The sequence below is a fragment of the Mycolicibacterium diernhoferi genome (assembly GCF_019456655.1).
GTDB lineage: Bacteria > Actinomycetota > Actinomycetes > Mycobacteriales > Mycobacteriaceae > Mycobacterium > Mycobacterium diernhoferi.
The window spans coordinates 5,083,135-5,107,036 of the sequence record NZ_CP080332.1; the positions used below are offsets into that span (position 1 = coordinate 5,083,135).

24 protein-coding genes are annotated in these 23,902 nt (G+C 68.7%); 10 read left to right on the plus strand and 14 right to left on the minus strand.

Going from position 1 to position 23,902, the window contains the following annotated elements; genetic code table 11:
* Nucleotides 1–235: 235 nt before the first annotated feature.
* The 3 genes from K0O62_RS24020 to K0O62_RS24030 are packed head-to-tail and all read left to right on the plus strand — an operon-like array spanning nt 236 to nt 3,464.
* Nucleotides 236–1,450 carry a PP2C family protein-serine/threonine phosphatase gene (locus tag K0O62_RS24020; RefSeq protein ID WP_073859456.1) on the plus strand — a complete coding sequence of 405 codons (1,215 nt, stop codon included), beginning with the start codon at nt 236–238 and terminating at the stop codon, nt 1,448–1,450.
* Nucleotides 1,447–3,021 (plus strand): sensor histidine kinase, encoded by a 1,575-nt coding sequence (locus K0O62_RS24025; RefSeq protein ID WP_073859455.1) that lies wholly within the window; start codon nt 1,447–1,449, stop codon nt 3,019–3,021. The genes K0O62_RS24020 and K0O62_RS24025 overlap by 4 nt, the downstream gene beginning before the upstream one ends.
* Nucleotides 3,018–3,464, plus strand: coding sequence for a response regulator (locus K0O62_RS24030; protein ID WP_073859454.1), 447 nt, complete (start codon nt 3,018–3,020; stop codon nt 3,462–3,464). Before K0O62_RS24025 ends, K0O62_RS24030 begins: the two co-directional genes overlap by 4 nt.
* Here the strand turns inward: K0O62_RS24030 and K0O62_RS24035 are convergent.
* The 5 genes from K0O62_RS24035 to K0O62_RS24055 all read right to left on the minus strand — a co-directional run bounded on the left by K0O62_RS24035 (nt 3,437) and on the right by K0O62_RS24055 (nt 6,692).
* Complete coding sequence (locus tag K0O62_RS24035; protein WP_073859453.1) at nt 3,437–3,886, minus strand: ATP-binding protein; 450 nt, start codon at nt 3,884–3,886, stop codon at nt 3,437–3,439. The two genes, K0O62_RS24030 and K0O62_RS24035, sit on opposite strands and share 28 nt — an antisense overlap.
* Before the next feature lie 33 nt (nt 3,887–3,919).
* Nucleotides 3,920–4,282: an STAS domain-containing protein gene (locus K0O62_RS24040; protein WP_073859501.1), complete on the minus strand. Its 363-nt coding sequence runs from the start codon at nt 4,280–4,282 to the stop codon at nt 3,920–3,922.
* A 31-nt stretch (nt 4,283–4,313) separates the two neighbouring features.
* A complete protein-coding gene (locus K0O62_RS24045; protein ID WP_079244616.1) occupies nt 4,314–5,525 on the minus strand; it encodes an MFS transporter in 1,212 nt (403 codons plus the stop codon).
* A gap of 88 nt (nt 5,526–5,613) precedes the next feature.
* Nucleotides 5,614–6,222, minus strand: coding sequence for a methylated-DNA--[protein]-cysteine S-methyltransferase (locus tag K0O62_RS24050; protein WP_073859452.1), 609 nt, complete (start codon nt 6,220–6,222; stop codon nt 5,614–5,616).
* Nucleotides 6,219–6,692 (minus strand): RNA polymerase sigma factor, encoded by a 474-nt coding sequence (locus tag K0O62_RS24055; protein WP_073859500.1) that lies wholly within the window; start codon nt 6,690–6,692, stop codon nt 6,219–6,221. Before K0O62_RS24055 ends, K0O62_RS24050 begins: the two co-directional genes overlap by 4 nt.
* Before the next feature lie 91 nt (nt 6,693–6,783).
* Between K0O62_RS24055 and K0O62_RS24060 the strand changes: the two genes are divergently transcribed.
* The 4 genes from K0O62_RS24060 to K0O62_RS24075 all read left to right on the plus strand — a co-directional run bounded on the left by K0O62_RS24060 (nt 6,784) and on the right by K0O62_RS24075 (nt 10,922).
* The gene (locus K0O62_RS24060) at nt 6,784–7,983 is read left to right on the plus strand and encodes an acetyl-CoA acetyltransferase (protein WP_073859451.1); all 1,200 of its coding nucleotides are present in this window, start codon (nt 6,784–6,786) and stop codon (nt 7,981–7,983) included.
* Entirely contained in the window at nt 7,984–9,486 is a 1,503-nt protein-coding gene (locus tag K0O62_RS24065) for a carotenoid oxygenase family protein (RefSeq protein ID WP_073859450.1), read from the plus strand. It begins immediately after the preceding gene.
* Between the two features lie 40 nt (nt 9,487–9,526).
* On the plus strand, nt 9,527–10,381 hold the full coding sequence (locus K0O62_RS24070) for a winged helix-turn-helix transcriptional regulator (protein ID WP_073859449.1): 855 nt from the start codon (nt 9,527–9,529) through the stop codon (nt 10,379–10,381).
* Between the two features lie 94 nt (nt 10,382–10,475).
* Nucleotides 10,476–10,922, plus strand: a complete 447-nt coding sequence (locus K0O62_RS24075) for an Hsp20/alpha crystallin family protein (protein ID WP_073859448.1) — start codon at nt 10,476–10,478, stop codon at nt 10,920–10,922.
* Here K0O62_RS24075 and K0O62_RS24080 read toward each other — a convergent pair.
* Nucleotides 10,919–11,503 (minus strand): GNAT family N-acetyltransferase, encoded by a 585-nt coding sequence (locus K0O62_RS24080; RefSeq protein WP_073859447.1) that lies wholly within the window; start codon nt 11,501–11,503, stop codon nt 10,919–10,921. The two genes, K0O62_RS24075 and K0O62_RS24080, sit on opposite strands and share 4 nt — an antisense overlap.
* A complete protein-coding gene (locus K0O62_RS24085; protein WP_073859446.1) occupies nt 11,500–11,916 on the minus strand; it encodes a hypothetical protein in 417 nt (138 codons plus the stop codon). The genes K0O62_RS24080 and K0O62_RS24085 overlap by 4 nt, the downstream gene beginning before the upstream one ends.
* A gap of 42 nt (nt 11,917–11,958) precedes the next feature.
* On the opposite strand from K0O62_RS24085, the gene K0O62_RS24090 reads away from it, so the two are divergent.
* On the plus strand, nt 11,959–12,399 hold the full coding sequence (locus tag K0O62_RS24090; protein WP_073859445.1) for a cupin domain-containing protein: 441 nt from the start codon (nt 11,959–11,961) through the stop codon (nt 12,397–12,399).
* Between the two features lie 93 nt (nt 12,400–12,492).
* Nucleotides 12,493–13,761: an IS30 family transposase gene (locus K0O62_RS24095; RefSeq protein ID WP_207551014.1), complete on the plus strand. Its 1,269-nt coding sequence runs from the start codon at nt 12,493–12,495 to the stop codon at nt 13,759–13,761.
* Nucleotides 13,762–13,828: 67 nt separating this feature from the next.
* Here the strand turns inward: K0O62_RS24095 and K0O62_RS24100 are convergent, their stop codons facing one another.
* The 6 genes from K0O62_RS24100 to K0O62_RS24125 form a co-directional block, all read right to left on the minus strand.
* Nucleotides 13,829–14,260, minus strand: coding sequence for a type II toxin-antitoxin system Rv0910 family toxin (locus tag K0O62_RS24100; protein WP_073858957.1), 432 nt, complete (start codon nt 14,258–14,260; stop codon nt 13,829–13,831).
* Nucleotides 14,261–14,494, minus strand: a complete 234-nt coding sequence (locus tag K0O62_RS24105) for an antitoxin (RefSeq protein ID WP_073858958.1) — start codon at nt 14,492–14,494, stop codon at nt 14,261–14,263.
* A 9-nt stretch (nt 14,495–14,503) separates the two neighbouring features.
* Entirely contained in the window at nt 14,504–16,867 is a 2,364-nt protein-coding gene (locus K0O62_RS24110) for an HAD-IC family P-type ATPase (RefSeq protein WP_372512864.1), read from the minus strand.
* 69 nt (nt 16,868–16,936) lie between these two features.
* The gene (locus K0O62_RS24115) at nt 16,937–18,496 is read right to left on the minus strand and encodes a serine hydrolase (RefSeq protein WP_073858960.1); all 1,560 of its coding nucleotides are present in this window, start codon (nt 18,494–18,496) and stop codon (nt 16,937–16,939) included.
* An 18-nt stretch (nt 18,497–18,514) separates the two neighbouring features.
* The gene (locus K0O62_RS24120) at nt 18,515–19,609 is read right to left on the minus strand and encodes an MBL fold metallo-hydrolase (protein ID WP_073858961.1); all 1,095 of its coding nucleotides are present in this window, start codon (nt 19,607–19,609) and stop codon (nt 18,515–18,517) included.
* On the minus strand, nt 19,609–20,355 hold the full coding sequence (locus tag K0O62_RS24125; RefSeq protein ID WP_073858962.1) for an enoyl-CoA hydratase: 747 nt from the start codon (nt 20,353–20,355) through the stop codon (nt 19,609–19,611). Before K0O62_RS24125 ends, K0O62_RS24120 begins: the two co-directional genes overlap by 1 nt.
* A 27-nt stretch (nt 20,356–20,382) precedes the next feature.
* On the opposite strand from K0O62_RS24125, the gene K0O62_RS24130 reads away from it, so the two are divergent.
* The gene (locus K0O62_RS24130) at nt 20,383–21,879 is read left to right on the plus strand and encodes an acetyl-coenzyme A carboxylase carboxyl transferase subunits beta/alpha (RefSeq protein WP_073858963.1); all 1,497 of its coding nucleotides are present in this window, start codon (nt 20,383–20,385) and stop codon (nt 21,877–21,879) included.
* Between the two features lie 26 nt (nt 21,880–21,905).
* On the opposite strand, the gene K0O62_RS24135 is transcribed toward K0O62_RS24130, so the two are convergent.
* Complete coding sequence (locus K0O62_RS24135; RefSeq protein ID WP_205870659.1) at nt 21,906–23,900, minus strand: YhgE/Pip domain-containing protein; 1,995 nt, start codon at nt 23,898–23,900, stop codon at nt 21,906–21,908.
* Nucleotides 23,901–23,902 lie beyond the last annotated feature (2 nt).

Sequence of the window (23,902 nt, forward strand, 5' to 3'; positions counted from 1 at the left end):
CCGGGCAGTGGCCGGCGACGGCGATCCGATTCCGGCCGTCGGGTGGGTACGGTCCGTCGGGCAGACCTGAGTGTGACTTCGCACGTCAACCGCACAGTATGGGCCAGCGCACGACGGAAAACGCGTTCGACTCGGACGTCCCGCGGGTGTCTGGGTAAGGTCGTAGCCGTTGACTGTCATACCGAATTACGGCGCGACCGGGGCGAAAGCCCCAGGGGGAGGACTTGATTTTCCCATGCGCGCACCACAGAACCCACTGCCCTCACCGGGCCCGAATGTTGCCACCGCCGCCGGTGGACGACGACTGTCCCTGCTTCTGGTCGAGGATGACCGCGCCGACGCGTTGCTGGTGGAAGAGCTGATCGCGGACACCACCGGGGAATTCGACTTCGTCTGGTCTCCGTCCATCGCGCATGCCGCCCGGACCCTGACCACCCATCGCCCCGACTGCATCCTGCTGGACCTGAACCTGCCCGATGCCAGCGGCATGGATGCCGTACACCAGTTGAGCAAACTGGACCCCACCGTCCCGATCATCGTGCTCACCGGGCTCAACGATGAACATTTCGGCATATCCGCGGTGTCCTCGGGTGCCCAGGACTACCTGGTCAAGGGCCGAGTCGAACCCGACACCCTGCGCCGCGCCGTGCTCTACGCCATCGAACGCAAGCGCGCCGAGCTGGCCAGCGTCGATCTGCACTCCAGCCGGCTGCGCGCCATGGAGAACGCCCGCCTGGAGCGCGGCCTGCTGCCGTCGCCGGTGCTGGAGGAATCCCCCGGGGTGCAGATCGTCACCCGGTCCCGCCCCAGCCGGCAGGACGCCCTGGTCGGAGGCGATTTCTTCGACGTCGTGCAGACCGCCAACCGCACGGTGCACGTGATGATCGGCGATGTCGCCGGCCACGGCCCCGATGAGGCGGCACTCGGGGTGGCCCTGCGCATCGGCTGGCGCGCGCTGACCTTCGCCGGCCTGCGCGGCAACGAGCGGATGCGCGAACTCGACCGGATCCTGACGACCGAACGCCCGAGCCGGGGGATCTTCGCCACGCTGCTGAGCGTGGCGTTGGAACCCGACAGCGGACGCTTCACCGCGGTCCGGGCCGGCCACCCCGGCATGCTGTTGCAGGGCGACGGGACGGTGGACTGGCTCGAACCCAAGCCCGGCGCGGCACTCGGCCTCGGCGCCCGGGAATGGCCGGTCGAACATTACGAGCTACCCGAGGGGTACGGCCTGCTACTGCTCACCGACGGTTTGTTCGAGGGCCACTCCGGCCGCGGCGATGAACGCCTCGGGGAGCAGGGGCTGCTGGCGATGGCGCGATCCCTGGCCCACCTGCCCGGCCGCGACTTCGTGGAGGGCCTCATCGAGCACGCCGAATCCCGGGCACAACTGCACGGCGGGCTCACCGACGATATCGCCGTGATCCGGGTGGAGCGTTCAAGCTCATGAAGCTGACCGTGCAGGGCTGGCAGAACCTTGTGCTCTCCGTCATCGGTCTGGTGGTGCTGGTCGGCGCGATCGGCGCCACCGTCCTGGTGAGCCGGGCCGACACGGTGTCCAACGAGATCCGCGACACGATTCAGCCGGCGCGCATCGCCGCCTATCAGTTGCAGGCCGCGCTGCGGGATCAGGAAACCGCGGTCCGCGGCTACCTGCTCACCGCCGACCCTCGATTCCTGGACCCCTACAACGACGGGCGCACCGCCGAGGCTGCTGCGGCCCAACAGATCCGGGACAGCCTGTCCTCGTACCCCGACCTGCTCGCCGATCTCGACGCGATCGATGCGGCCGCCGCGACCTGGCGCGCCGAATACGCCGACCCCATGGTCACCAGCGTCGTGCCGGCCAATCCGGCCGACGTCTCCGAGCAGAACTCCGAAGAGGGCAGGGTGCTCTTCGACCGTCTTCGCGATCTGTTCGCCGGGCAGAACGAGCACCTCAGCGAGGCCCGGGTGGCCGGTCTGGCACATCTGGACCAGATCCGCGGCTGGCGGGACGCGGTCATGCTGACGATGATCCTGGCCTTCTTCACGATGGCGGTGCTGCTGGCGGTGGTGATCCGCACGGCCGTCTCGGCACCGCTGGGAGCGCTGGCCGCCGCCTGCCGTCGGATCACCGAGGGCAACTTCGGTGAGCGCATCATTCCGCGCGGGCCCCGCGACATCCGGGCGATCGGCGCCAGTGTCGAGGACATGCGGCAGCGGATCGTGGATGAACTCGAGGTATCCCAGACCGCGAAGGCCGCGCTCGCCGAACAGGCCGATGAGTTGCGGCGCTCGAACGCCGAACTCGAGCAGTTCGCCTACGTCGCATCCCACGATCTGCAGGAGCCGCTGCGCAAGGTGGCCTCCTTCTGTCAGCTGCTGGAGAAGCGCTACGGCGACAAACTCGATGAGCGCGGTACCGAATACATCGGTTTCGCCGTCGACGGCGCCAAACGGATGCAGGTGCTGATCAACGATCTGCTGACCTTCTCGCGGGTCGGGCGGCTCAACGCGAAGACCACCGAGGTGGACCTCAACTCCGTCGTCGATGCCGCCATGGGCAATCTGACCACCGCGATCGGCGAGTCGGGGGCGCAGATCGTGCGCCCGGCCGAGCCGCTGCCCACCATCGACGGCGACCCGACGCTACTGGTCATGGTGTGGCAGAACCTGATCGGCAACGCCGTGAAGTTCCACCGCGAGGGTGTACCGCCCCGCATCGAGATCGAGTGCCGCGAAGGCACCGGTGAGCATGCCGACAAGTACCTGTTCACGGTGACCGACAACGGGATCGGCATCGGCGAGGAGTTCGCCGACAAGGTGTTCGTCATCTTCCAGCGGCTGCACGGCCGCGATGCGTACTCCGGCACCGGGATCGGGCTGGCGCTGTGCAAGAAGATCGTGGAGTACCACGGCGGGACGATCTGGATCGACACGTCCTATCAGGACGGGACACGATTCCAGTTCACCTTGCCCCTGACCCCCACCACCGCGCCCAACGACGCGTTGGCACCCCTGCTGGAAGGAACCCGATGAGCTATCCCGATGACACCCGCGCGATTGACATCCTGCTCGTCGAGGACGACCCGGGCGATGAGCTGATCACCCGGGAGGCTTTCGAGCACAACAAGATCAAGAACAATCTGCATGTCGCCCACGACGGCGAGGAGGGCCTGGACTTCCTCTACCGGCGCGGCGCCTACGCCGATGCGCCCCGGCCCGATCTGATCCTGCTCGATCTCAATCTGCCCAAGTACGACGGCCGGCAACTGCTGGAGCAGATCAAGTCCGACGCCGATCTGTGCCACATCCCGATCGTGGTGCTGACGACGTCGTCGGCCGAAGAGGACATCCTGCGCAGCTACAAGCTGCACGCCAATGCCTACGTGACCAAACCCGTCGACCTCGATCAGTTCATGAGCGCGGTACGCCAGATCGACGAGTTCTTCGTTCAGGTCGTGCGGCTGCCGCAGTTCTGAGCGATGTCATCCCAGTGCAGGCGCACCTCGGTGCCTGCCGGGGTGGAGTCGATCTCGGTGCGGTCGGTGAGCGCGTGCATCAACGGGATTCCCCGACCCCGCGCCGGATTGTGCACGTTCTGATCCTTGACCCGCCAGCGTCCCTCATCGCTGACCGTCACGGTGAGCACGGAGGTGTCCGGGTCGTGGGCGGCACGCACATGCATCGGGCCGGGCTGGTCGGCGCCGTCATAGGCGAACTCGGCCGCGTTGGCGAGAGCCTCGTAGACGGCCAGCAGCACATCACTGGACTTCTCGGCGTCCAGCAGAAAATACTGCTGCAGCCAGTGGGCAAGCTCCTGCCGGATCTGGGACGCGAGTTCGGGTCCGGCGATGACGCCGATCTTCGCGAATGCTGCTGCGGAATCGCCTTGCTCTGTCATGTCGACCTGCTGGCTACCCGTTCGCTGAGTTTTCTAACTCTGCAAGGCGGCCAAGGCATCATCAAGGGTCGCGTAGAGGTCGACGACATCGGCGATACCGACCAGTTTGAGTGGTCGGCTGGTGGCCGGGCCGTCCGCGACGACAACGAGTTTCACGGCCGGAGCGAGGTCACCGTGGGTGGCCACCAGGACGCCCATGCCCGCCGAGGCGAGGAATTCGACCTCGGTGAAATCCACCACGATGGCCGATGGCTCGCCCGTTGCGGCAGACCCGATGGCCGCCTCCAACTTCGGCGCGGTGATCATGTCCACCGTCCCGCTCACCGCGACCACGCTGATATCACCCACGCGGCGTTCCTGGATGTCCCCGTTGGCCGGTCCCGGCTGGTTACTCATCATTCCTCCGCTGTCTCCGAGCACCCGGAGTCTAGCTGCGCGTCGCCGACGCGCAGACCAGATCCTGGTCTCGGGCTTCCTCATCGTAATCACGCCGTCGCACGTGACTGACCTCGGACGCGATGACCGCGACCAGGATGGACACCGACGCGGCGGCCAGCAGCACCGGAAATCCGTGCGGTAGCGCCGCCGCGCCGATCAGCGGCGCGATGGAGATACCGAGGTACATCGCCGTCGAGTACCACGCCAGTGCCACGTTCGCGAAGCGCGGATCGATGAGCGCGAGGCGGACCTGGATGGCCACCGACGCGGCGAACCCGGACACGCCGGACAGCGCGAAGCACAGCGCGGTGGCGAGGTAGGAACCGTGGGCGGGGATGAGCGCGAGGAAGGCCAGGGTCTGGCCCGCCAGCACGATCTCCAGGGTGCGCCGGGTGCCGAGACGATCCGCCAGCCGGCCGCCCAGGAAATTGCCCACGACGCCGGCGAGTCCGTAGACCAGCAGCAGCGCCGCGAGCCGGGTGTGGTCACCGCCGGTGGCGTCGTGGGTGATCACGGCGCTGAAGATGTAGACCATGTTGAACGCCAGCGTCATCAACAGCGAGGCGGCGATGGCGAAGACGACCCGCCGGTCCCCCAGCACGGTGGCGCGCGACCGCAGGTTCACCCCTGCGCCGCGCGGCACGTCGCGCACCACGAACAGCATGGTGGGCACCAGCACCGCGGCCATCCCGGCCAGCACCGACAGGGGCAGCCGCCAGCCGCCGATATCGGCCAGCGCGGTGCCGACCGGCGAACCGACCGCCATGGCCAGGGTGAAGCCCAGGCCGACCACCGAAATGGCCCGGCCCCGCTGCGCCGGCTGGACCAGCGCGGGGGCGGCGGCGAGCGCCGGGGGCACCAGCGCCGCCCCACCGAACGCCGCGACGACGCGGCCCGCGGTGAACATCGGGAAGCTGGTCGCGGCCGCGGCCAGGAAGGTGCCCGCCGCGATGAGTACCAGACCGGTGGCCATCACCCGTTCCGGGGCGAACCGGCCGCAGGTGACCGACACCAGCGGTGACGCGACAGCGACCACGGCGGCGTAGATGGAGATGGAGTAGCCGACGGTGCCCGGGCCGACGCCGAGGGTGTGCGCGATCTGCGGCAGCACACCGGCGATGACGAAGGCGTTGGTGCCGACCACGAACAGGCCGAGCGCCAGCAGGCTGAGCCGCAGCACGCTCGCTCTGGCCAGCCTCACCCGATCTTCACCTCACGCCGAATCCGCACTCCGCCGAATCAGCGGTACCTCAGCGTACCAGGGGTTTTGCCGCTCGATCACCTCGAGCTCAGGCCGCCTCCATGGCCAGCAGCACGGCCTTGGCGGCGGCTCCGCCGGCGTACTGCCCGATCGAACCGTCGGTGCGAACCACCCGATGACACGGGATGACCACCGGCAGCGGATTGCGGGCGCAGGCGCTGCCCACCGCCCGCACCGCCCGGGGACTGCCGACCGATGCCGCGAGGGCGGCGTAGCTCTCGCGGTGCCCGTACTCGATGCGCTGCAGCTGCTCCACGACCTTGCGCCGGAAGCCGTCGGTCAGTTGCAGATCCAGGGCGAGGTCGAAGCGGGTGCGCACACCGCGCAGATACTCGTCGATCTCGGCCGCGGCGTCGTCGAGCCGGGCCGGCGCGTGCAGTACCCGTGGGCTGATCCGCTGGGCGAGCGAGGCCAGCTCGGGGCTCTCCCCGGCCTGGCCGAGGAACGCGACCCGCACCAGACCGACGGGGGTGCGCGCCAGCAGCAGCCGGCCGATCGCGGTGTCCAGGGTCCGGTACGCCACGTCGAGCAGCCCGGCGTCACCCGCATCGTGTTCCAGGCGCCGGTGCAACCGGGCCAGCGTGGCCTCGTCGGCCGGCACCGCATCGAAGATCGCCGCGTTGAAATTCTCGGTCATGCTCGCTCCTTCAGATAGGTGGTGCGCAGCGTCTTGATGCCGTCGGCCGCGGCGCGGCGGGCGGCCTCGGCGGACCCACCGAGCAGGCCGGCGATCTCGACATAGGGCAGACCCGCCAGGTGGCGGTAGGCCAGGGTGCGGCGCTGTTTGTCCGGCAGCGCGGCGAGGGCGGCCCACAGGTCCGGGTCGGCAGCGTCGGCGTCTTGGGTGTGTCCCGTCTCCGGGACCTCGGCCACCGGGGCCGGCGCCCGCGAGATTGCGCGGCCGACGTCGATGGACCGGCGGTGCGCGATCGTCACCAGCCAGGCCTCGATGTTCGTCTCCGGCGCCAGGTCCGGATAGGCGTGCAGGGCGGAGAGGAAGGTTTCCGACCAGGCATCGTCAGCCTCGACCGGACCGACGACGGCCCGGCACACCCGCAGCACCAGCGGGCCGTACTCGGTCACGATGTCCTCGAAGGGTCGGTCCACGGTCACATTCTGTAGACGTCCGGGCGCGACCGAACGTGAGATCGGAGAGTTCCCCCGACTGACTCTCTTAGTTGTAGTAGCCTCGGCCCGCATGAGTTCCTCGGTGTGGATCCTCGGCGGGTATCAGAGCGACTTCGCACGCAACCTGCACCGCGAGGGCCGCGATCTGGCCGACCTGACCGCCGAGGTCGTCACCGGCACGCTGTCGGCGGCCCGCACGCCGGCCTCCGACATCGGCGTCGTGCACGTCGCCAACGCCTTCGGGGAGTTGTTCGCCGGCCAGGGCCATCTGGGCGCCATGCCGGCCACCGTCGAGGACGCCCTGTGGGACGTCCCGGCGTCCCGGCACGAGGCGGCCTGCGCCTCGGGCAGCGTCGCGGTGCTGGCCGCCATCGCCGATCTGCGCTCCGGCGCCTACGACAGCGCACTGGTCGTGGGCGTGGAACTGGAGAAGGCGGTACCCGGCGACACGGCCGCGGCCCACCTCGGCACCGCCGCCTGGACCGGGCACGAGGGCGCCGACGCGACGTTCATGTGGCCGTACATGTTCTCCGCCGTGGCCGACGAGTACGACCGCCGCTACGGCCTCGACGACGCGCACCTGGACGCCATCTCGGCATTGAACTACGCCAATGCCCGGGCCAACCCGAATGCCCAGACCCGCGACTGGTCGGCGCCCTCCGCCAATCCGGTTGTGGAGGGCCGCATCCGGCGCCTGGACTGCAGCCAGATGACCGACGGCGGTGCGGGCCTGGTGCTGGTCAACGACGCCTACCTGCGCACCCACCCGGGCGCCCGACCGCTCGGGCGCGTGGAGGGCTGGGGACACCGCACCGTCGGCCTGGGTCTGCGCCAGAAGCTCGACCGCAGCGCCGGGGAACCCTATGTGCTGCCGCATGTGCGCAGGGCCGCCCTCGACGCATTCGACCGGGCGCGCATCACCCTCGACGACCTGGACGGCATCGAGGTGCACGACTGCTTCACGCCCAGCGAGTATCTGGCCATCGACCACATCGGACTCACCGGTCCTGGCGAATCCTGGAAGGCCATCGAGAACGGCGAGATCGCGATCGGCGGGCGGCTGCCGGTCAACCCCAGCGGCGGGCTGATCGGCGGCGGCCACCCGGTCGGCGCCACCGGCGTCCGGATGCTGCTCGACGCCGCCAAACAGGTCAGTGGCACCGCCGGCGCCTATCAGGTCGACGGCGCGAAGACGTTCGCCACCCTGAACTTCGGCGGCAGCACCGCCACCACCGTGAGCTTCGTCATCCGTTCCGCCAGGGAGGTCTGAGTGAATACCGAGATCGTCACCAAGTTCCTGTCCACACTGCCCGAGGACGACGACCACCCGTACCGCACCGGAGCCTGGCGCCCGCAGACCAGCGAGTGGAACGCCGACGATCTGGTCGCCGTCGAGGGTGAGATCCCCGCCGATCTGGACGGGGTGTATCTGCGCAACACCGAGAACCCGCTGCATCCGGCGTTCAAGGCCTATCACCCGTTCGACGGCGACGGCATGCTGCACATCGTCGGCTTCCGGGACGGTAAGGCATTCTACCGCAACAGGTTCGTCCGCACCGACGGCTTCCTGGCCGAGAACGAGGCCGGCGGGCCGCTGTGGCCGGGCATCGCCGAACCCGTGGAATTCGCCAAGCGCGAGCACGGCTGGGGCGCGCGCACCTTGATGAAGGACGCCTCCAGCACCGATATCGCGGTGCACCGCGGGGTCGCACTGAGCAGCTTCTACCAGTGCGGCGATCTGTACCGCATCGACCCGTACACCGGCGACACCCTGGGCAAGGAGGGCTGGCGCGGGGGCTTTCCCACCGATCTGGGCGTGTCGGCGCACCCCAAGGTGGACGACGCCACCGGCGAGTTGCTGTTCTTCAACTACGGCAAGGACGCGCCCTACCTGCACTACGGGGTGGTCGACGACACCAACTCCGTGGTGCACTACGTGGACGTCGAACTACCCGGGCCGCGGCTGCCCCACGATATGGCGTTCACCGAGAACTACGTGATCCTCAACGACTTTCCGCTGTTCTGGGACGCAGAGTTTCTCAAGCACAATGTGCACCTGCCGCGCCTGCACCGCGATATGCCGTCCCGGTTCGCGGTGCTGCCGCGCCGCGGCGGGCCCGGCGATGTGTTGTGGTTCGAGGCCGACACCACCTACGTCCTGCACTTCACCAACGCCTACGAGGACGGCGACGAGATCGTGCTGGACGGCTTCTTCCAGGGTGACCCCGAACCCACCGAGGGCGCCGCCTTCGGGATGAACCCCAAGTGGCAGCGCATCTTCCGCGGTCTGTCGCTGGACGGCATGCAGACCCGACTGCACCGGTGGCGGTTCAACCTGGTGACCGGCCAGACGCGCGAGGAGCAACTGTCCGACAGCATCACCGAGTTCGGCATGATCAACTCGGCCTACGCCGGCCGGCCCTACCGCTACACCTACGCCGCCACCGGCAAGCCCGGCTGGTTCCTGTTCAACGGGCTGGTCCGCCACGATCTACACACCGGCGCCGAGCAGCGGTTCGCGTTCGCCGACGGCGTCTACGGCAGCGAGACCGCCATGGCGCCCCGTGTCGGGGGCGCCGGCGAGGACGACGGGTATCTGGTCACGCTCACCACCGACATGAACGCCGACGCCTCCTACTGCCTGGTCTTCGATGCGGCCCGGCTCTCCGATGGCCCGGTGTGCAAACTCGCTCTGCCCGAACGGATCTCCAGCGGTACCCATTGCACCTGGGCGGCCGGCGACGAACTGCGACGCTGGGTGGGCGTTGACTAGTACCCCGCTCGCGCCGGGCGACACCAATGCCGTCGGGCGGATGCTCGGCCTGCTCGGCGATGAATGGACGCTGCTGATCATGCAACAGGCACTGCTCGGCGCCCGCCGGTACGGCGACTTCATCGAACGACTGCCGATCTCACATTCCGTGCTGACCCGGCGCCTGGTCGTCGCGGTCCAGCAGGATCTGCTCACCCGGCGCCAGTACCAGGCCGGGCCACCCCGGTTCGAATACGTACCCACCGAGCGGGGCCTGGCGTTGTGGCCGGTGCTGGTGTCGATCTGGCAGTGGGAACGCCAGTGGGTGCCCGACCACGCCGAGGCGCTGCCGGCGATGCGGCACGGCACCTGCGGGCAGACCTTCGCCCCGGTGCTGACCTGTCGCGGCTGCGGGGATCGGACCGATGAGAAACACCTTGTCGCACAGTGGGGCCCGAGCGGATCCTGGCCGCGGTCGATGCCGGTGGGAACCACCCGGCGCCGGTCGCACTCCGATCGCGGCAGCCAGCCCGACCTGTTCCCGCAGACGATGGGCATCCTGGGCAACCGGTGGGCCTTCGCCATCATGGTCGCGGCCTTCGTCGGGACCACCCGGTTCAGCGACTTCACCGGCCAGCTCGGCGCCCCGCCGGGTTCGCTGGCCGACCGGTTGCAGCTGCTGGTCGGCAACGCGGTGCTGGACACCGACGGCGGGGCCTACCGGCTCACAGAGAAGGGTCGAGCGGTGCTCCCGGTCATCCTCACCGCGCTGGCCTGGGCCCAGCGCTGGTACGTCGCGGCGGAGGGCCCGGCCGTGGAGCTGACCCACACCGCCTGTGGCACAGCCTTTGTCGCGGCCCTGGCCTGTGATCAGTGCAACGCCACACTGCGCGGAAATCATGTGAAAAAGGACTAGCACTCTCGATCCTTGAGTGCTAACTTAGGTGTCGCACAGTGATTGGCTGCCCGCCAGGGTGGTGGGCTCTTGATCGACGAGGAGGTGGATTGCTGTGCTTCGCTTCGATCCCTTCAGTGACCTGGACTCCATGACCCGTGATCTGCTCACCGGCCAGTCCGGTTCGTCACGGACACCGAGGTTCATGCCGATGGACCTGTGCAAGATCGACGACCATTACGTGCTGACCGCGGACCTGCCGGGCGTCGACCCGGGTTCGGTCGACATCAACGTCGACAATGGCACTCTCACCATCTCCGCACACCGCACCGCCCGCTCCGATGACTCGGTGCAGTGGTTCGCCAACGAGCGCTTCTTCGGCAGCTACCGACGCCAGCTCTCGCTCGGCGAAGGCATTGACACCGCGGCGATTTCGGCCACCTACGAGAACGGGGTACTCACCCTGACGATACCGCTGGCCGAACGGGCGAAGCCGCGCAAGATCGAGGTGGCGCACAGCGGGCAGAAGTCCGTCGAGGCGCCCACCGTCGACGCCGACTAGTCCGAGCCGGTGCGGTCCAACCGGTGCTTCAGGTTGGACCGCACCGCCGGCCACTCGATGTCCAGGATGGAATACACGACGGTGTCCCGGCGTGACCCGTCGGCCAGCAGTTGGTGACTGCGCAGCACGCCGTCCTGCTTGGCGCCGAGACGCTCGATGGCGGTGCGGCTGACCGTGTTGAAGAAGTGCGTGCGGAATTCCACCGCCACACAGCCGAGTGCATCGAAGGCGTGCGTGAGCAGCAACAGCTTCGCCTCGGTGTTCACGCCGGTGCGCCGGGCCTCGGTCACGTACCAGGTGGCGCCGATCTCCAGGCGCCGGTTGGGTCCGTCGATGTTCAGATAACTGGTGGATCCGATGACGGCGCCGTCGAGTCCGCGGACCACGAAGGTGCACCCCGCCGGATCGGCCAACCGGGTGTGCACCCAGTTCGCCGTGGTGTCCGGCGTCGGAACGCTGGTGAACCACGGCGATCCCGCCCGCGCCGACGCGGGGGCGAGTTCGCCGATGTGCCCGTCACGCAACGGTTCCAGCGTCACCCGGCGGCCCCCGGTCAACGTCACCGGCGCCACGAAGCTCATCGGGTCTGCCGCCAGGCCACCACCATGGTGGCCACCGAACCGATGATGGCCAGCACCGTCATCGCCACAGCCAGATACATGCCGTAGCCGACGGCCACCGGGGTGTGCACGTAGAGCCGGAAGTACCAGCCGAGCAGTGCCGCGACGATCACCGAGATCGCCAGTGCCGCAGACGATGCCACCTTCGCCGAGAGCTCCCGCGCGGCCATCGCGGCGGCCACGATCAGGATGGCGGCCAGCAGCACGATCAGCTGCCCCACCCCGAAGCCCGGCGGCGGCACCGCGATGGTGCCGATCTTGCCGCCGATCGCGTTGGCCCGCCCGTCGGCCGTCGTCAGCCAGGGGAACCAGGCACTCACGGCCAGCACCAGCGCGAACAACGCAACCAGCCAACCGGGACGCAATCGAGCCATGCGCCCCAGATTATCGGGTGACGCTGCGTACCCTGGGTCCCCATGACCGATCTACCCGATTGGGCCCGGCAACTCGACCTGTCCCCGCACCCGGAGGGTGGTTGGTTTCGCGAGACCTGGCGCAGCGACCTGACGTTCCCACAGTCGGCGCTGCCCTCGGACTACACCGGACCGCGCCAGGCCGGGACCGCGATCCTGTTCCTGCTGATGCCCGGCCAGCAGTCCGCCTGGCACACCGTGCGCAGCGCCGAATTGTGGCTGTGGCACCGGGGCAGCCCGCTGCTGCTGGAGGTCGGCCGCGAGCAGGCGGGCGCCGACACCGTGCCGCTGGGCCCCGATATCACCGCCGGACAGACCCCGCAGTTCGTGGTGCCGCCCGGGCACTGGCAGCGGGCCAGGCCGCGCGACGATGAGCCGACGCTGGTCACCTGCGTGGTGGTGCCGGGCTTCGATTTCGCGGACTTCGCGCTGAGCTCGGGCTGATCCCACCCACCCGCGGCGAAACTCGCGTACCCGTCGTCGGCGGGGCCCTTGGCTTCAAGGGGTGGATGCAACAGCACTACTTGAGGAGTGCTGTTGTCTCGGAGATCGCTCAGGTCTGTTCGTGAAGCGTTTTGGGGTCATATCGGTGCCGGCCTGACCGAACGTCAGGCCGCTGTGGCTGCCGGCGTGTCGGTAACGACTGGGGTCACGTGGTTCGCTGACGCTGGCGGGGTGAAACCCCAGTTCACTGCCCCTAGGAAGAACGGTCGGCGACGGCGCCTGGATCTGGCTGATCGGATCCGGATCCAGATCGGCGTGCACAACTATGAATCGCTGAACTCGATAGGGCGCAGCTTGGGCCGGCCGGCCTCGACGATCAAATACGAACTCGACGTCAATGGTGCCATCGCCGCCCACAATGGCGGCAAGTCCGGCTACCGGCGCAAGGAACGCTTCGGGGCCCGCCAGAGCGGTCGCACCACGAGGTTGAAGTACGACGCGTTGCTGGCCCAGGTCCGCTCCGAGCACCGGGCTCGACGCCCCAAGGCGGGCAAGCTGGCCACCAATGCGCGGCTGCGCGATGCCGTGCAGTACCGGTTGGGCCACGAACAGCACAGCCCAGCCCAGATCGCCCACCGGTTACGGTGGGAGTTCCCCGACGATCCGGAGATGTGGGTGTCGCACGAGACGATCTACCAGGCAATCTACGTGCAGGGCAAGGGGAATCTGCGCCGCGACTTGCACACGTGTTTGCGCACGGGTCGAGCACTGCGCAAACCGCAGCACCGCCCCGACCAGCGACGCCCGCGTATCCGGGACATGGTCAGCATCAGTGACCGGCCTGCCGAGGTCGAGGATCGTGCCATCCCCGGCCATTGGGAAGGCGACCTGATCACTGGAACGGAAAACAAGTCCGCGATCGGCACCCTGGTCGAACGCAGCACCCGGTTCGTGATCCTGCTGCACCTACCCGATAACCACGGCGCCCTGGCAGTCCAAGAGGCCATCGTGGCCAAAATCGCCCAGCTGCCCGCGATCATGGCCCGCACGCTGACCTGGGACCAGGGCATCGAAATGGCCAACCACGCCAAGATCGCTGCAGCCACCGATCTCGACATCTACTTCTGCGATCCGCACTCACCCTGGCAACGAGGCACCAACGAGAACACCAACGGCCTCCTGCGCCAATACTTCCCCAAAGGCACTGACCTATCGGTCTTTCCCGCCGACTACCTCGACTACGTCGCCGCCAAACTCAACAACCGACCCCGCCAGACCCTGGGCTGGAGAACACCCGCCGAAGCCCTCGACGCATTACTGTCAGACCCGCCTAAACCACCCGCTGTTGCAACCACGACTTGAAACCGCCGGCCTCCGCAGCGACGGGTACGCGAGTTTCGCCCGCGAGCAGGGGCCGCGAGTGGAGGGCCTAGGAGTAGACCTTCTTGAACTGCTCGAGGGACTGCCGGATATCGCTCTTGAGTGAGCCGGCCACGATCATGCCGATCGGCCCGAACAGGGCCGGCCCGCCGAGGTGGATGTCCAGTTGCACGGCGGCTCCGTCGACCACCGGCTTCACCCGGGCGATCAACTTGACCTTCACCCCGCCGACACCGTCGCCGTTGAGCGTCATGGACTCCGGCGGCTTGTAGTTCACGATCGTCCAGTTGACCCGGGTGGCCATGCCCTTGACCTCGACGATGGACGAGATCTTGGTGCTCTTCTCCAGAGTTTCGGGCAGCGTGGACCGCCACACCCGGTGAATGCTCAACCATTCGTCGAATCGGGACAGGTCGGAGGCAGCGTCCCAGGCCTGCTCCGGCGACAGCGGAACGTCGACGGAGACCGAAAGCTTGGCCATCTACGGTGCGGGCGGGGAGGCCGGCGGCTGGCCCGACTGCTGATTCGGCGGCACCTGCGGGTCGCCGGTCTGATCGCGGGCGGCCTTCTTGGCGGCCTCCTGCACCTTGTCCACGTGCTCGGCGTACTTACCCTGCGTCTTCTTGTCGACGAGGTCGCCGGCCTTCTCGATCGCCATGTCCACCTTGTCGGTGTTCTGGGCCAGCAGGCCCTTCACCTTGTCCAGAAATCCCATGATTCAACCCTAGCGCCACAACCGCCGGGGTTCGCCCGCGATCCGGCCCTCGACCCACCAGGCCACCTCGATGAGCACCGCGGCGCACACCCCGATACCCAGCCCCATCGACGTCAACGCGAGGTTCGACGGGTCGAGCAGGAAGGTCTCCCGGGCCAGCGGGATGGAGAAGATCACCACGTAGGCCAGCCCGGACACCGCGACCAGGGCCACCCGCCACCACTGGTACGGGCGCGCGACCACGGCCAGCACCCACACCCCGGCGACCAGCAGGGTGATCAGCGCCGTGGTCGAGGCCTGGCTTTGCTCGATCGCGCTCGCGCCGCGGCCCTGGTAGGCCAGCAGGTAGGAGATGAAGGTGCTGGCCCCGACGATGACCCCGGCGGGCAGCGCGGAGGTCATCACCCGGCGCACGAAGCCGGGCTGGGCCCGTTCGTTGTTGGGTGCCAGCGACAGGATGAACGCCGGGATGCCGATGGTGAACCAGGCCGCGATGGTCACGTGGATCGGCTGGAACGGGTACAGCAGCGGGTCGGAGCCGAACAGCTTGGCCGACACCCCGCCGATGCCGACCAGCGCGGCCAGCAGCACCGAGTACACCGTCTTGGTGAGGAACAGGTTGGAGACCCGCTCGATGTTGCCGATCACCCGGCGGCCCTCACCGACCACATAGGGCAGCGTGGCGAACTTGTTGTCCAGTAACACGATCTGGGCCACCGCCCGCGATGCGGAACTGCCCGACCCCATCGCGACGCCGATATCGGCGTCCTTGAGTGCCAGCACGTCGTTGACACCGTCCCCGGTCATCGCCACGGTGTGCCCGCGCGACTGCAGCGCGTGCACCATGGCCCGCTTCTGATCGGGACGCACCCGGCCGAAGGTGGTGGACTGCTCGACCGCGGCGGCCAGTTCGTCGGGCTGCTCGGGCAGTCGACGGGCATCCAGCGTCTCCCCGTGCAGGCCGAGGGTGCCGGCCACCGCGCCCACCGACTTGGCGTTGTCACCGGAGATCACCTTCACCGTGACGTCCTGGGAGGCAAAGTATTCCAGGGTGTCGCGGGCATCGGGGCGGACCCGCTGTTCCAGGATCACCAGGGCGACCGGGGTGACGGTCCCGGGCGCATCCTGGGCGTCGACGCTGCGGTCGCTGGACCCCAGCAGCAGCACCCGCAGCCCCTCGGCGCCTCGCCGTTCGGCCTCCTCGGCTTCCGGTGAGGACGGATCCAGCAGCACGTCGGGGGCGCCGATCACCCAGTTGCCGTGCTCGCCGTAGGACGTGCCGCTCCATTTGGTGGCCGATTTGAACGGGGCCGACGCGGTGGCCGTCCAGCCGGGAGCGGTGCCGTACGCCTCGGCGATCGCCGCAATGCTGGCGTTGGGCCGGGGGTCGTCGGCGGCCAGCTGGGCGAGCACCTGGGCAGCGTCGGTGTCCGTGAATGTCTTGAGCTCGCTGAGCCGCATCCCGTTCTCGGTCAGCGTGCCGGTCTTGTCGGCACACACCACGTCGACGCGGGCCAGCCCCTCGATGGCGGGCAGTTCCTGCACCAGGCACTGCCGCTGCCCGAGCCGCACCACCCCGACCGCGAACGCGATGGAGGTCATCAGCACCAGGCCCTCGGGCACCATCGGCACCAGCGCGCCGACCATCCGCAGCACCGATTCCCGCCAGCCGGCGTCGGTGGTGAACAGCTGGGTGTAGATGATCAGTGCGCCGGCCGGCCACAGCAGATAGGTGATGAACTGCAGGATCTTGTTGATGCCGCTGCGCAGTTCGGATTTCACCAGGGTGAACTTGCTGGCCTCCTCGGCGAGCCGCGCCGCATACGCTTCGCGGCCGACCTTGGTGGCCCGGTAGGCACCGCTGCCGGCCACCACGAAGCTGCCCGACATCACCGTGTCCCCGGCGTCCTTGGCCATCGGGTCGGCCTCACCGGTCAGCAGTGACTCGTCGACCTCAAGGTTGTTCTCCTCCAGCACCTCCCCGTCGACGACGATCTGATCACCGGGCCCGACCTCGATGATGTCGTCGAGGACGACCTCGCTGGGTGGCAGCGCCGCGGTGCCCGAGGCTCGGCGCACCAGCGGTTTGGCCTGCCCGACGATGGCCAGCTTGTCCAGGGTGTTCTTGGCGCGCAGTTCCTGGATGATGCCGATCGCGCTGTTGGCCACGATGAGCAGTCCGAACAGCCCGTTGATCAGCGACCCGGTGGCCACCACGATCGCGAAGAGCACCCCGAGGATGGCGTTGATCCGGGTGAACACGTTGGCACGCACGATGTCCGAGACGCTGCGTGCCGCCCGGGTCGGTACGTCATTGGTCTTACCCGCGGCGACCCGCTCGGCGACCTCGGCGTCGGTCAGCCCGGAAACGATCGTGGTCACCAGTGCTCCGGTCTCTTCACGCGAGCGTTCATCGGTGCTCTACTCTCTTCGCGCAAGCGCTCATCGCAAGAACGCACCCTTCCCGTCCTCGTCGCAGATCTCCACGGTGAGCTTGTCCCCGTCGAACGTGGCCTTCGAAATCGTTCCGGGCGGCGCATTCTCACTCATCGGGGTGAAGGTGAAGACGTTGCCGTCCCAATGCTCCAACTCGAAGCTGTCGCCACGCGGGCCCAGTGCCAGTGCCAGTTTCCCATCCCGTTCCGACACGGTGGCCGGACCCCAGTACTCGCTCTGATAGACACCGGCGTAGGTCGGCAGGGGCTGGGCGGCGGCCGGGTCGGCCGGCCGCGGCTTGCCGACCAGGGAGCCCACCGGCGCACTGATCGGTAGCAGCGCATTCTTGTAGAGCTTGTACCAGTCCTCGCGGACCTCGCCGAACTGCACGAGGTCGCTGAACTCGGCGGTCAGCGCCTCGGGCACCCCGGATGCGGTGCCGTTGGTGAGTGCGACGATACCGACGTCTGCCGACGGCAGGATGAGGAAGTTCGTTCCGGCACCGGACTCGAATGCCCCCGAGTGACTCACCTCGGTGCGGGCCCCCGACGAGGTGCTCAGGTTGACGCCGAACCCGTAGAAACCCGACCGCATCGCCGGTTCGCTGGGCGGGCTGGACAGGATCTGCGGGCTGAGCACGGGCAACAGCGCCTCGCGATCGATCAGTTGGCTGCCGTCATGGGCACCCTCGGCCAGCACCATCGCCAACCATCGGGTCATGTCGTTCACCGAGGAACTCACGCCGCCTGCCGGCGCCTGGGCATCGGGTTCACGCACCATCAGGGGCTGGTACGCCCCGTCTACCCGGGTGTGCCCCACTGCCCGGTTCGGACGTTCCGCGAAGTCGGCAAAGCGGTAACTCGTCGAATCCATGCCCAGCGGCCCGAACAACGCATCCTGGCCCAGCTGGTCCCAGCTCTTGCCGGCGGCCACGGCCACCGCCTCTGCCCCGGCGGTCAGTCCGAAGTTGGTGTAAGCGTATGAAATTCGGAACGGATCGAGCGGTAGCTGGCGCAGCTTCTCCAGGATGGCCCGACGCCCGAAGCCGATGTCCTCCAGATAATCGCCGGCGTGGTCGGGCAAACCGGTGCGGTGCGAGAACAGGTCGCCGACGGTGACCATCCGGGTCACCACGGGGTCGGACAACTCGAACCACGGCAGCTTGTCGACCACCGGGGTGTCCCAGCCGACCACCTTCTCGCTGACCTGCTGGGCGACGACGGTGCTGCTGACCGACTTCGACACCGAGGCCAGCTGGAACACCGTGTCGGCATCCACCGCCTCGTCGGTGCGGATGTCCTTCACCCCGAAGCCCTTGGCATACAACGTCTTCCCTTGGTGCACGACGGCCACGGCCAGCCCGGGTACCCCGGATTCCGTCAGCAGCCGTTCGGCAATGCCATCGAGTTTGCCGACCGCATTCTCGACGGCGTTGTCCGGCAAGGGCATCGCGGGCACCAGCGGCGGGGGCACATCGGAGCCCACCGGCACGGCCGGTTGTTGTGCCGGCACGGAGGCACAACCGGCCACCAGCGCCGCCGCAGCGACGCACAAGATCAGTCTCACGGCGTCAACGCTAGCCGGTCAGTCCCGCCACCACGCATCGATCGCTGCGGAGCTGACCAGCTGACCCGGTTTCGGGGTGGCCACCGCGACCCCCTCGGCGGCGGCCGCGGCCAGCATCCGCTCCACCGGCTCCGACCACGGGTGCGGGGCCAGCCGGAAGGTCGCCCAGTGGATCGGCACCAGCAGCCCGGTGTCGGTGACATCGCGGTGCGCCCGCACCGCCTCCTCCGGATCCATGTGGATGTCCGGCCAGGCGGGGTGATACGCCCCGATCGGCATCAGGGTCAGATCGAACGGTCCGTAGGCGTCGCCGATCCCGGTGAAGGCGGTCGTATAGCCGGTGTCCCCGCCGAAGAACACCCGGTGCCGCGGCCCGATCAGCGCCCACGACGACCACAACGTCACGTTGCGGGTCAGGAAGCGGCCGGAGAAGTGCCGGGCCGGGGTGCACACCAGGCGCAGGGACCCCAGGTCGGCGCCCTCGTCCCAGTCCAGTTCCACGATCCGTTCCGGGGGCAGACCCCAGGTGCGCAGATGCGCCCCGATTCCCAGCGGGACGTAGAACTTCGCACGCTGGCTGCGGGCCAGCGCCTTGATGCTGTCGATATCGAGGTGGTCGTAGTGGTCGTGGCTGATGATCACCGCGTCGACGGCGGGCAGCTCGTCGAGTTCGGCCGGCACGGGATGCAGGCGTTGCGGGCCGATGACCCGCGACGGTGAGCAGCGCCGGCTCCACACCGGGTCGGCCAGCACCCGGTAGCCGTCCACCTCGATCAGCGCCGACGAATGCCCGTACCAGGTGACGGCCACATCGGCGGGCGGGACGTCCAGCGCGGGCGTCACGACCGGGATCTCCCGCGGCGGGTGCTGGGCCTGGCCGCCGGTCAGCACATCGCGCACCAGCGCGAACTGATCCGCCCGGGTCAGTTGGGCCGGCGAGGCCGGTTCCCGGTTGACGAACACACCGTCGCGGTAGTTCGGCGAGCGTTTGGCGGCCGTACCGATGTCGGCGGCGCCCAGCGCGGTCGGGGCGCCCTGCACGGCACGCAGTACCCAGCCGCCCGCGACCACCGCCGCGGTCCCGCCGAGCACCCGTGCCGCCTGCCCGAACATCAGGCCCCGAGGAACTTGGGTGTGCGCTTCTCGATCCGGGCGACCTGGGCCTCGATCACGTCCGGGCTGGCCCAGGCCTTGTCGAAGCCCTCCTTGTGGGCCGGCCAGGGCTCCTCGTACGCGCCGTCGTCGTTGAGGACACGTTTGGAGTGCGCCACCGAAAGCGGTGCGTACCCGGCGATCTCGGCTGCCCAGGCCTGGGTGTCGGCGAGATCGCCGACCCGGTTGACCATCCCGGTCTGCGTCGCGGTCTCCAGGTCGAGGCGCTCGGCGGCGATCAGCATGGCGCGGGCCCGGCCGTGCCCGACCAGCGACACCAGCCGGCGGATCGACCAGTTGTCGAGCGCCAGCCCGTACTTGGCGATCGGGAACTGGAAGAAGGTGCCCGGAGCGGCCACCCGCAGATCACAGATCATCGCCAGGATCACCCCGGCCCCGATCGCGGGTCCGTTGAGGGCGGCGATCACCGGCACCGGGCTGGCGTCGATGGCCAGGTTCAGTTCCTTGGCCTTCTCCGGGAGATCCCTGGCCACGCCCTCGGCGTCGGAGAGGTCCGCGCCCGCGCTGAACACCGGGCCCTGCCCGGTCAGCACGATGGCCCGGACACCGGTGGTCGCGGAATCCTGGCTGGCCTTCTCGATCTCTTCCCGCAGTCCGTCGACGAGCGGGGCGTTGAGTGCGTTGCGGCGCTCGGGGCGCTGCATCTCCAGGGTGAGGACATTGCCTTCGCGGGTCACTCCAATCATGAACCCCAGCCTATATAGCCTTTAGCCGTGAGCAGTGCGCTGGCACTACGTGATGCCGTCCTGGATGAGGGTTCCTTCCGCAGTTGGGACAGCGCTCCCCTGCAGGTCGCCGAGTCCGATTCCTACCGCGCCGAGCTGGCCGCGGCCGCCGTGAAGTCGGGGCTCGACGAGTCGGTGCTGACCGGGGAGGGCACCGTCTTCGGGCGGCGGGTAGCCGTGCTGGCCTGCGAGTTCGACTTCCTGGCCGGATCCATCGGGGTGGCCGCCGCCGAGCGGATCACCGCGGCCGTCACCCGCGCGACCGCCGAACGGCTGCCCCTGCTGGCCTCACCGGCCTCCGGCGGCACCCGCATGCAGGAGGGCACCGTCGCGTTCCTGCAGATGGTGAAGATCGCCGCCGCTGTGGAACTGCACAAACGCGAGCACCTGCCCTACATCGTCTATCTGCGCCACCCCACCACCGGCGGGGTGTTCGCGTCCTGGGGTTCGCTCGGGCACGTCACCGCCGCCGAACCCGGCGCACTGATCGGCTTCCTCGGTCCCCGGGTCTACGAGCACCTCTACGGCGAGAAGTTCCCGCCCGGGGTCCAGACCGCGGAGAACCTGTACCGGCACGGCGTCATCGACGGGGTGGTGGCACTCGACGCGCTGCGCGCGGTGCTCGGCCGCACGCTGGGGGTGATCTGCGATCCGCCCGGCCCGCCCCCGCCGGTCCCCTTCACCGCGGACACACCCGACATCCCGGCCTGGGATTCGGTGCTGGCATCCCGGCGTCCGGACCGGCCCGGCGCGGAGTACGTGCTGCGGTACGGGGCGACCGACCCGGTGGTGTTGTCGGCGACCGGCGGGCAGGAGCGAAGCGACCCGGGGATCAAGCACGGCACCAGTACCGGGCAGACGCTGGTGGCGCTGGCCCGGTTCGGTGGTCAGCCCGCGGTGGTGCTCGGGCAGCGTCGGCTCGGCATGCTCGGCCCGGAGGCTCTGCGTGGGGCCCGGCGCGGGATGGCGCTGGCCGCCGGGCTGCGGCTGCCCTTGGTGTCCTTCATCGACACCGCGGGCCCGGCGCTGTCGGCCGATGCCGAGCAGGGCGGGCTGGCCGGTGAGATCGCCCGCTGTCTGGCGGAATTGGTGACACTCGAGGTCCCGACGGTCTCGGTGCTGCTCGGGCAGGGCAGCGGCGGCCCGGCGCTGGCGATGGTGCCCGCGGACCGGGTGCTGGCCGCCCAGCACGGCTGGCTGGCACCGCTGCCGCCGGAAGGGGCCAGCGCGATCGTCTTCCGCGACACCGAGCACGCCCCGGAACTATCTGCGGCCCAAGGGATCCGGTCGAAGGATCTGCTGCGCAACGGGATCGTGGACGCCATCGTGCCCGAGCTGCCGGACGCCGCCGACGAGCCGATGGAGTTCACCACCCGGCTGTCGGCGACCATCGCCGGTGAGTTGCACCGGCTGCGCACGATGTCGGGCATCGAGCGGCTCGGTACCCGGCTGCACCGGTTCCGCAAGATCGGGCTGCCGGGCTGAGTGCCCCGGCGATTGCGCCCCGCCGGTCACACCTCGATCGGCGGGTTCAGTCTCTCCATCGTGTACTGCCGGTCCCGGCGCGCGGCCCAGGAACTCGCGGCCAGCGCCGCCACCAGCAGTCCGCCCAGCACCGCGATCGCGATCCACAGCCGGGAGTCCACACCGCCGGCGATGGTCTGCCGTAACCCGTTGACGGCGTACGTCATCGGGTCGTACGGGTGCAGGATCTGGAAGGGTTTGGCGGTCGTCTCGACCGGATAGATGCCACCGGCCGACACCAGCTGCAGCATCAGGAAGGCCAGCGTCACCACCCTGCCCACCGCCACCCCGAACAGCGCGTTGAACGCCTGGATGATCGCCAGGAACGTCGCACCGATCAACAGCAGGAACGCCACCGTGGCCAGCGTGTGCTTGGCCTTCAACCCGACCCCGAAGTGCACCACCAGGTACATCACCGCGACCTGGCAGAGCACGATCAGCAGCGCCGGCCAGTAGGAGGCCAGCACCACCCGCAGCCCACCGAGACCCTGCACGATCGGCCGCGACTGCATGGGCTTGAGCAGCATCCAGATGATGAGCGCGCCGATGAACAACGCCAGCGGCAGGAAGAACGGCGCGAATCCGGTACCGAAGGTGGCCGCCGGATTGTCGGTCTGCATGTTCAGCCCGACGGGCGCGGCCAGGGTGCGCGCCACCTCGGTGCGTTGCTGCGAGGTCCAGCTCGGCACCTGCGCCGAACCCTCCTTCAGCTTGGTCGCCAGCTCCTCACTGCCGTCCGCGAGCTTCTTCGTGCCGTCGACGAGCTGGTTTGCACCACTGGACAACTGGGCACCCCCGGTGGCCAACTGCACCAACCCGCGGTTGAGCGCATGCGTCCCGCTGTCGAGCCGGTCCACCCCCTCCTGCAGGGCGACCACATCGCTGCGCAGACCCCCGTCGAGCGCGCGGGTGATGAAGACCCGCAGCTTGCTGTTCGGGTCACCCAGTTCGTTCTCCAACTGGGCGGCACTGTCGCGCAACCGGATCAGACCGGCATCGGTGGCCGGGTCGATCCCGTTGGCGCGCAGCAACCGTTGTGCACCCGCCAGCACGTCACCGGCCTCCCGGACCGACGGGTCCGGGCTGGTCTGCAGAATGCCGAGAGCCTGGTCCACGATCGCCGCGGCGTGCAGCTGGTCGACGTTCAGCGCGGCGATCCGGTCGGTGGTGGATCGCACCGCAGCGCTGAGCCGTTGCGCGACGTGGGCGACCTCGTCGGGGTTGAGCTGGGCACCGGCCAGCCGGTCCAGCATCTCCAGCAGCGGGCCGGTGGCCGTGTCGACCTTGTCGGCCAGCTGCCGGGTCCCGGCCATCAGCTGCGCCGAACCGTCCCGGGCGGTCTTCAACCCGGCGGTCAACTCCCCCGCCCCGGCCGCGAGGCGCTGCGCACCGTCGTTGGCCTCGGCGTTGCCCGTCGCCAGCTGCTCGGCCCCGTCGGCGGCCTGGACCAGGCCGTCACCGGCGTCGCTCAGACCGGTCAGCACCGTCTCCAGGGTGCGCTCCCCGATGCTGGCGTTGACCTGGTTGATCACCTCGCGCGCGGCGTTCTGCCCCATGATCGAGCCGAGGTAGTTGTTCGCGTCGTTGAACTTGAAGTCGATGTGCGCCTGCTGCGGCGCATCGCTGTTCGGGGAGGCGATGTTGGCGCTGAAATCCTCCGGCAGCGTCACGGTGAAGTAGTACTTGCCGCTGCTCAGCCCGTCGGCGGCCTCGGCCGCCGAGACCAGATGCAGTTGCAGCTGCCCGGAATTCACCAGCGCGTCGGACACGTCGGCGCCGGCGTCGAGCGTCTCGCCGTCCACCACGGTGCCCTTGTCCTCGTTGACCAACGCCACCGGCACCTTGTTGACGGCGTCGAACGGGTTCCAGAACGCCCACAGGTACATGGCGCCGTAGAGCAGCGGCATCAGCACCACCACCGCCAGCGCGAGCCGCGGCATGGCCCCGCGGGAGAAACGTTTCAGATCTGTGCCCAAAGACATTC

Excerpts from the sequence above, each read along its gene's own strand:
- K0O62_RS24020 (WP_073859456.1), top strand. The coding sequence starts at position 236 with ATGCGCGCACCACAGAACCCACTGCCCTCACCGGGCCCGAATGTTGCC.
- K0O62_RS24025 (WP_073859455.1), top strand. The coding sequence starts at position 1,447 with ATGAAGCTGACCGTGCAGGGCTGGCAGAACCTTGTGCTCTCCGTCATC.
- K0O62_RS24030 (WP_073859454.1), top strand. The coding sequence starts at position 3,018 with ATGAGCTATCCCGATGACACCCGCGCGATTGACATCCTGCTCGTCGAG.
- K0O62_RS24035 (WP_073859453.1), bottom strand. The coding sequence starts at position 3,886 with ATGACAGAGCAAGGCGATTCCGCAGCAGCATTCGCGAAGATCGGCGTC.
- K0O62_RS24040 (WP_073859501.1), bottom strand. The coding sequence starts at position 4,282 with ATGAGTAACCAGCCGGGACCGGCCAACGGGGACATCCAGGAACGCCGC.
- K0O62_RS24050 (WP_073859452.1), bottom strand. The coding sequence starts at position 6,222 with ATGACCGAGAATTTCAACGCGGCGATCTTCGATGCGGTGCCGGCCGAC.
- K0O62_RS24060 (WP_073859451.1), top strand. The coding sequence starts at position 6,784 with ATGAGTTCCTCGGTGTGGATCCTCGGCGGGTATCAGAGCGACTTCGCA.
- K0O62_RS24070 (WP_073859449.1), top strand. The coding sequence starts at position 9,527 with ATGCTCGGCCTGCTCGGCGATGAATGGACGCTGCTGATCATGCAACAG.
- K0O62_RS24080 (WP_073859447.1), bottom strand. The coding sequence starts at position 11,503 with ATGAGCTTCGTGGCGCCGGTGACGTTGACCGGGGGCCGCCGGGTGACG.
- K0O62_RS24085 (WP_073859446.1), bottom strand. The coding sequence starts at position 11,916 with ATGGCTCGATTGCGTCCCGGTTGGCTGGTTGCGTTGTTCGCGCTGGTG.
- K0O62_RS24090 (WP_073859445.1), top strand. The coding sequence starts at position 11,959 with ATGACCGATCTACCCGATTGGGCCCGGCAACTCGACCTGTCCCCGCAC.
- K0O62_RS24100 (WP_073858957.1), bottom strand. The coding sequence starts at position 14,260 with ATGGCCAAGCTTTCGGTCTCCGTCGACGTTCCGCTGTCGCCGGAGCAG.
- K0O62_RS24105 (WP_073858958.1), bottom strand. The coding sequence starts at position 14,494 with ATGGGATTTCTGGACAAGGTGAAGGGCCTGCTGGCCCAGAACACCGAC.
- K0O62_RS24120 (WP_073858961.1), bottom strand. The coding sequence starts at position 19,609 with ATGTTCGGGCAGGCGGCACGGGTGCTCGGCGGGACCGCGGCGGTGGTC.
- K0O62_RS24125 (WP_073858962.1), bottom strand. The coding sequence starts at position 20,355 with ATGATTGGAGTGACCCGCGAAGGCAATGTCCTCACCCTGGAGATGCAG.
- K0O62_RS24135 (WP_205870659.1), bottom strand. The coding sequence starts at position 23,900 with ATGTCTTTGGGCACAGATCTGAAACGTTTCTCCCGCGGGGCCATGCCG.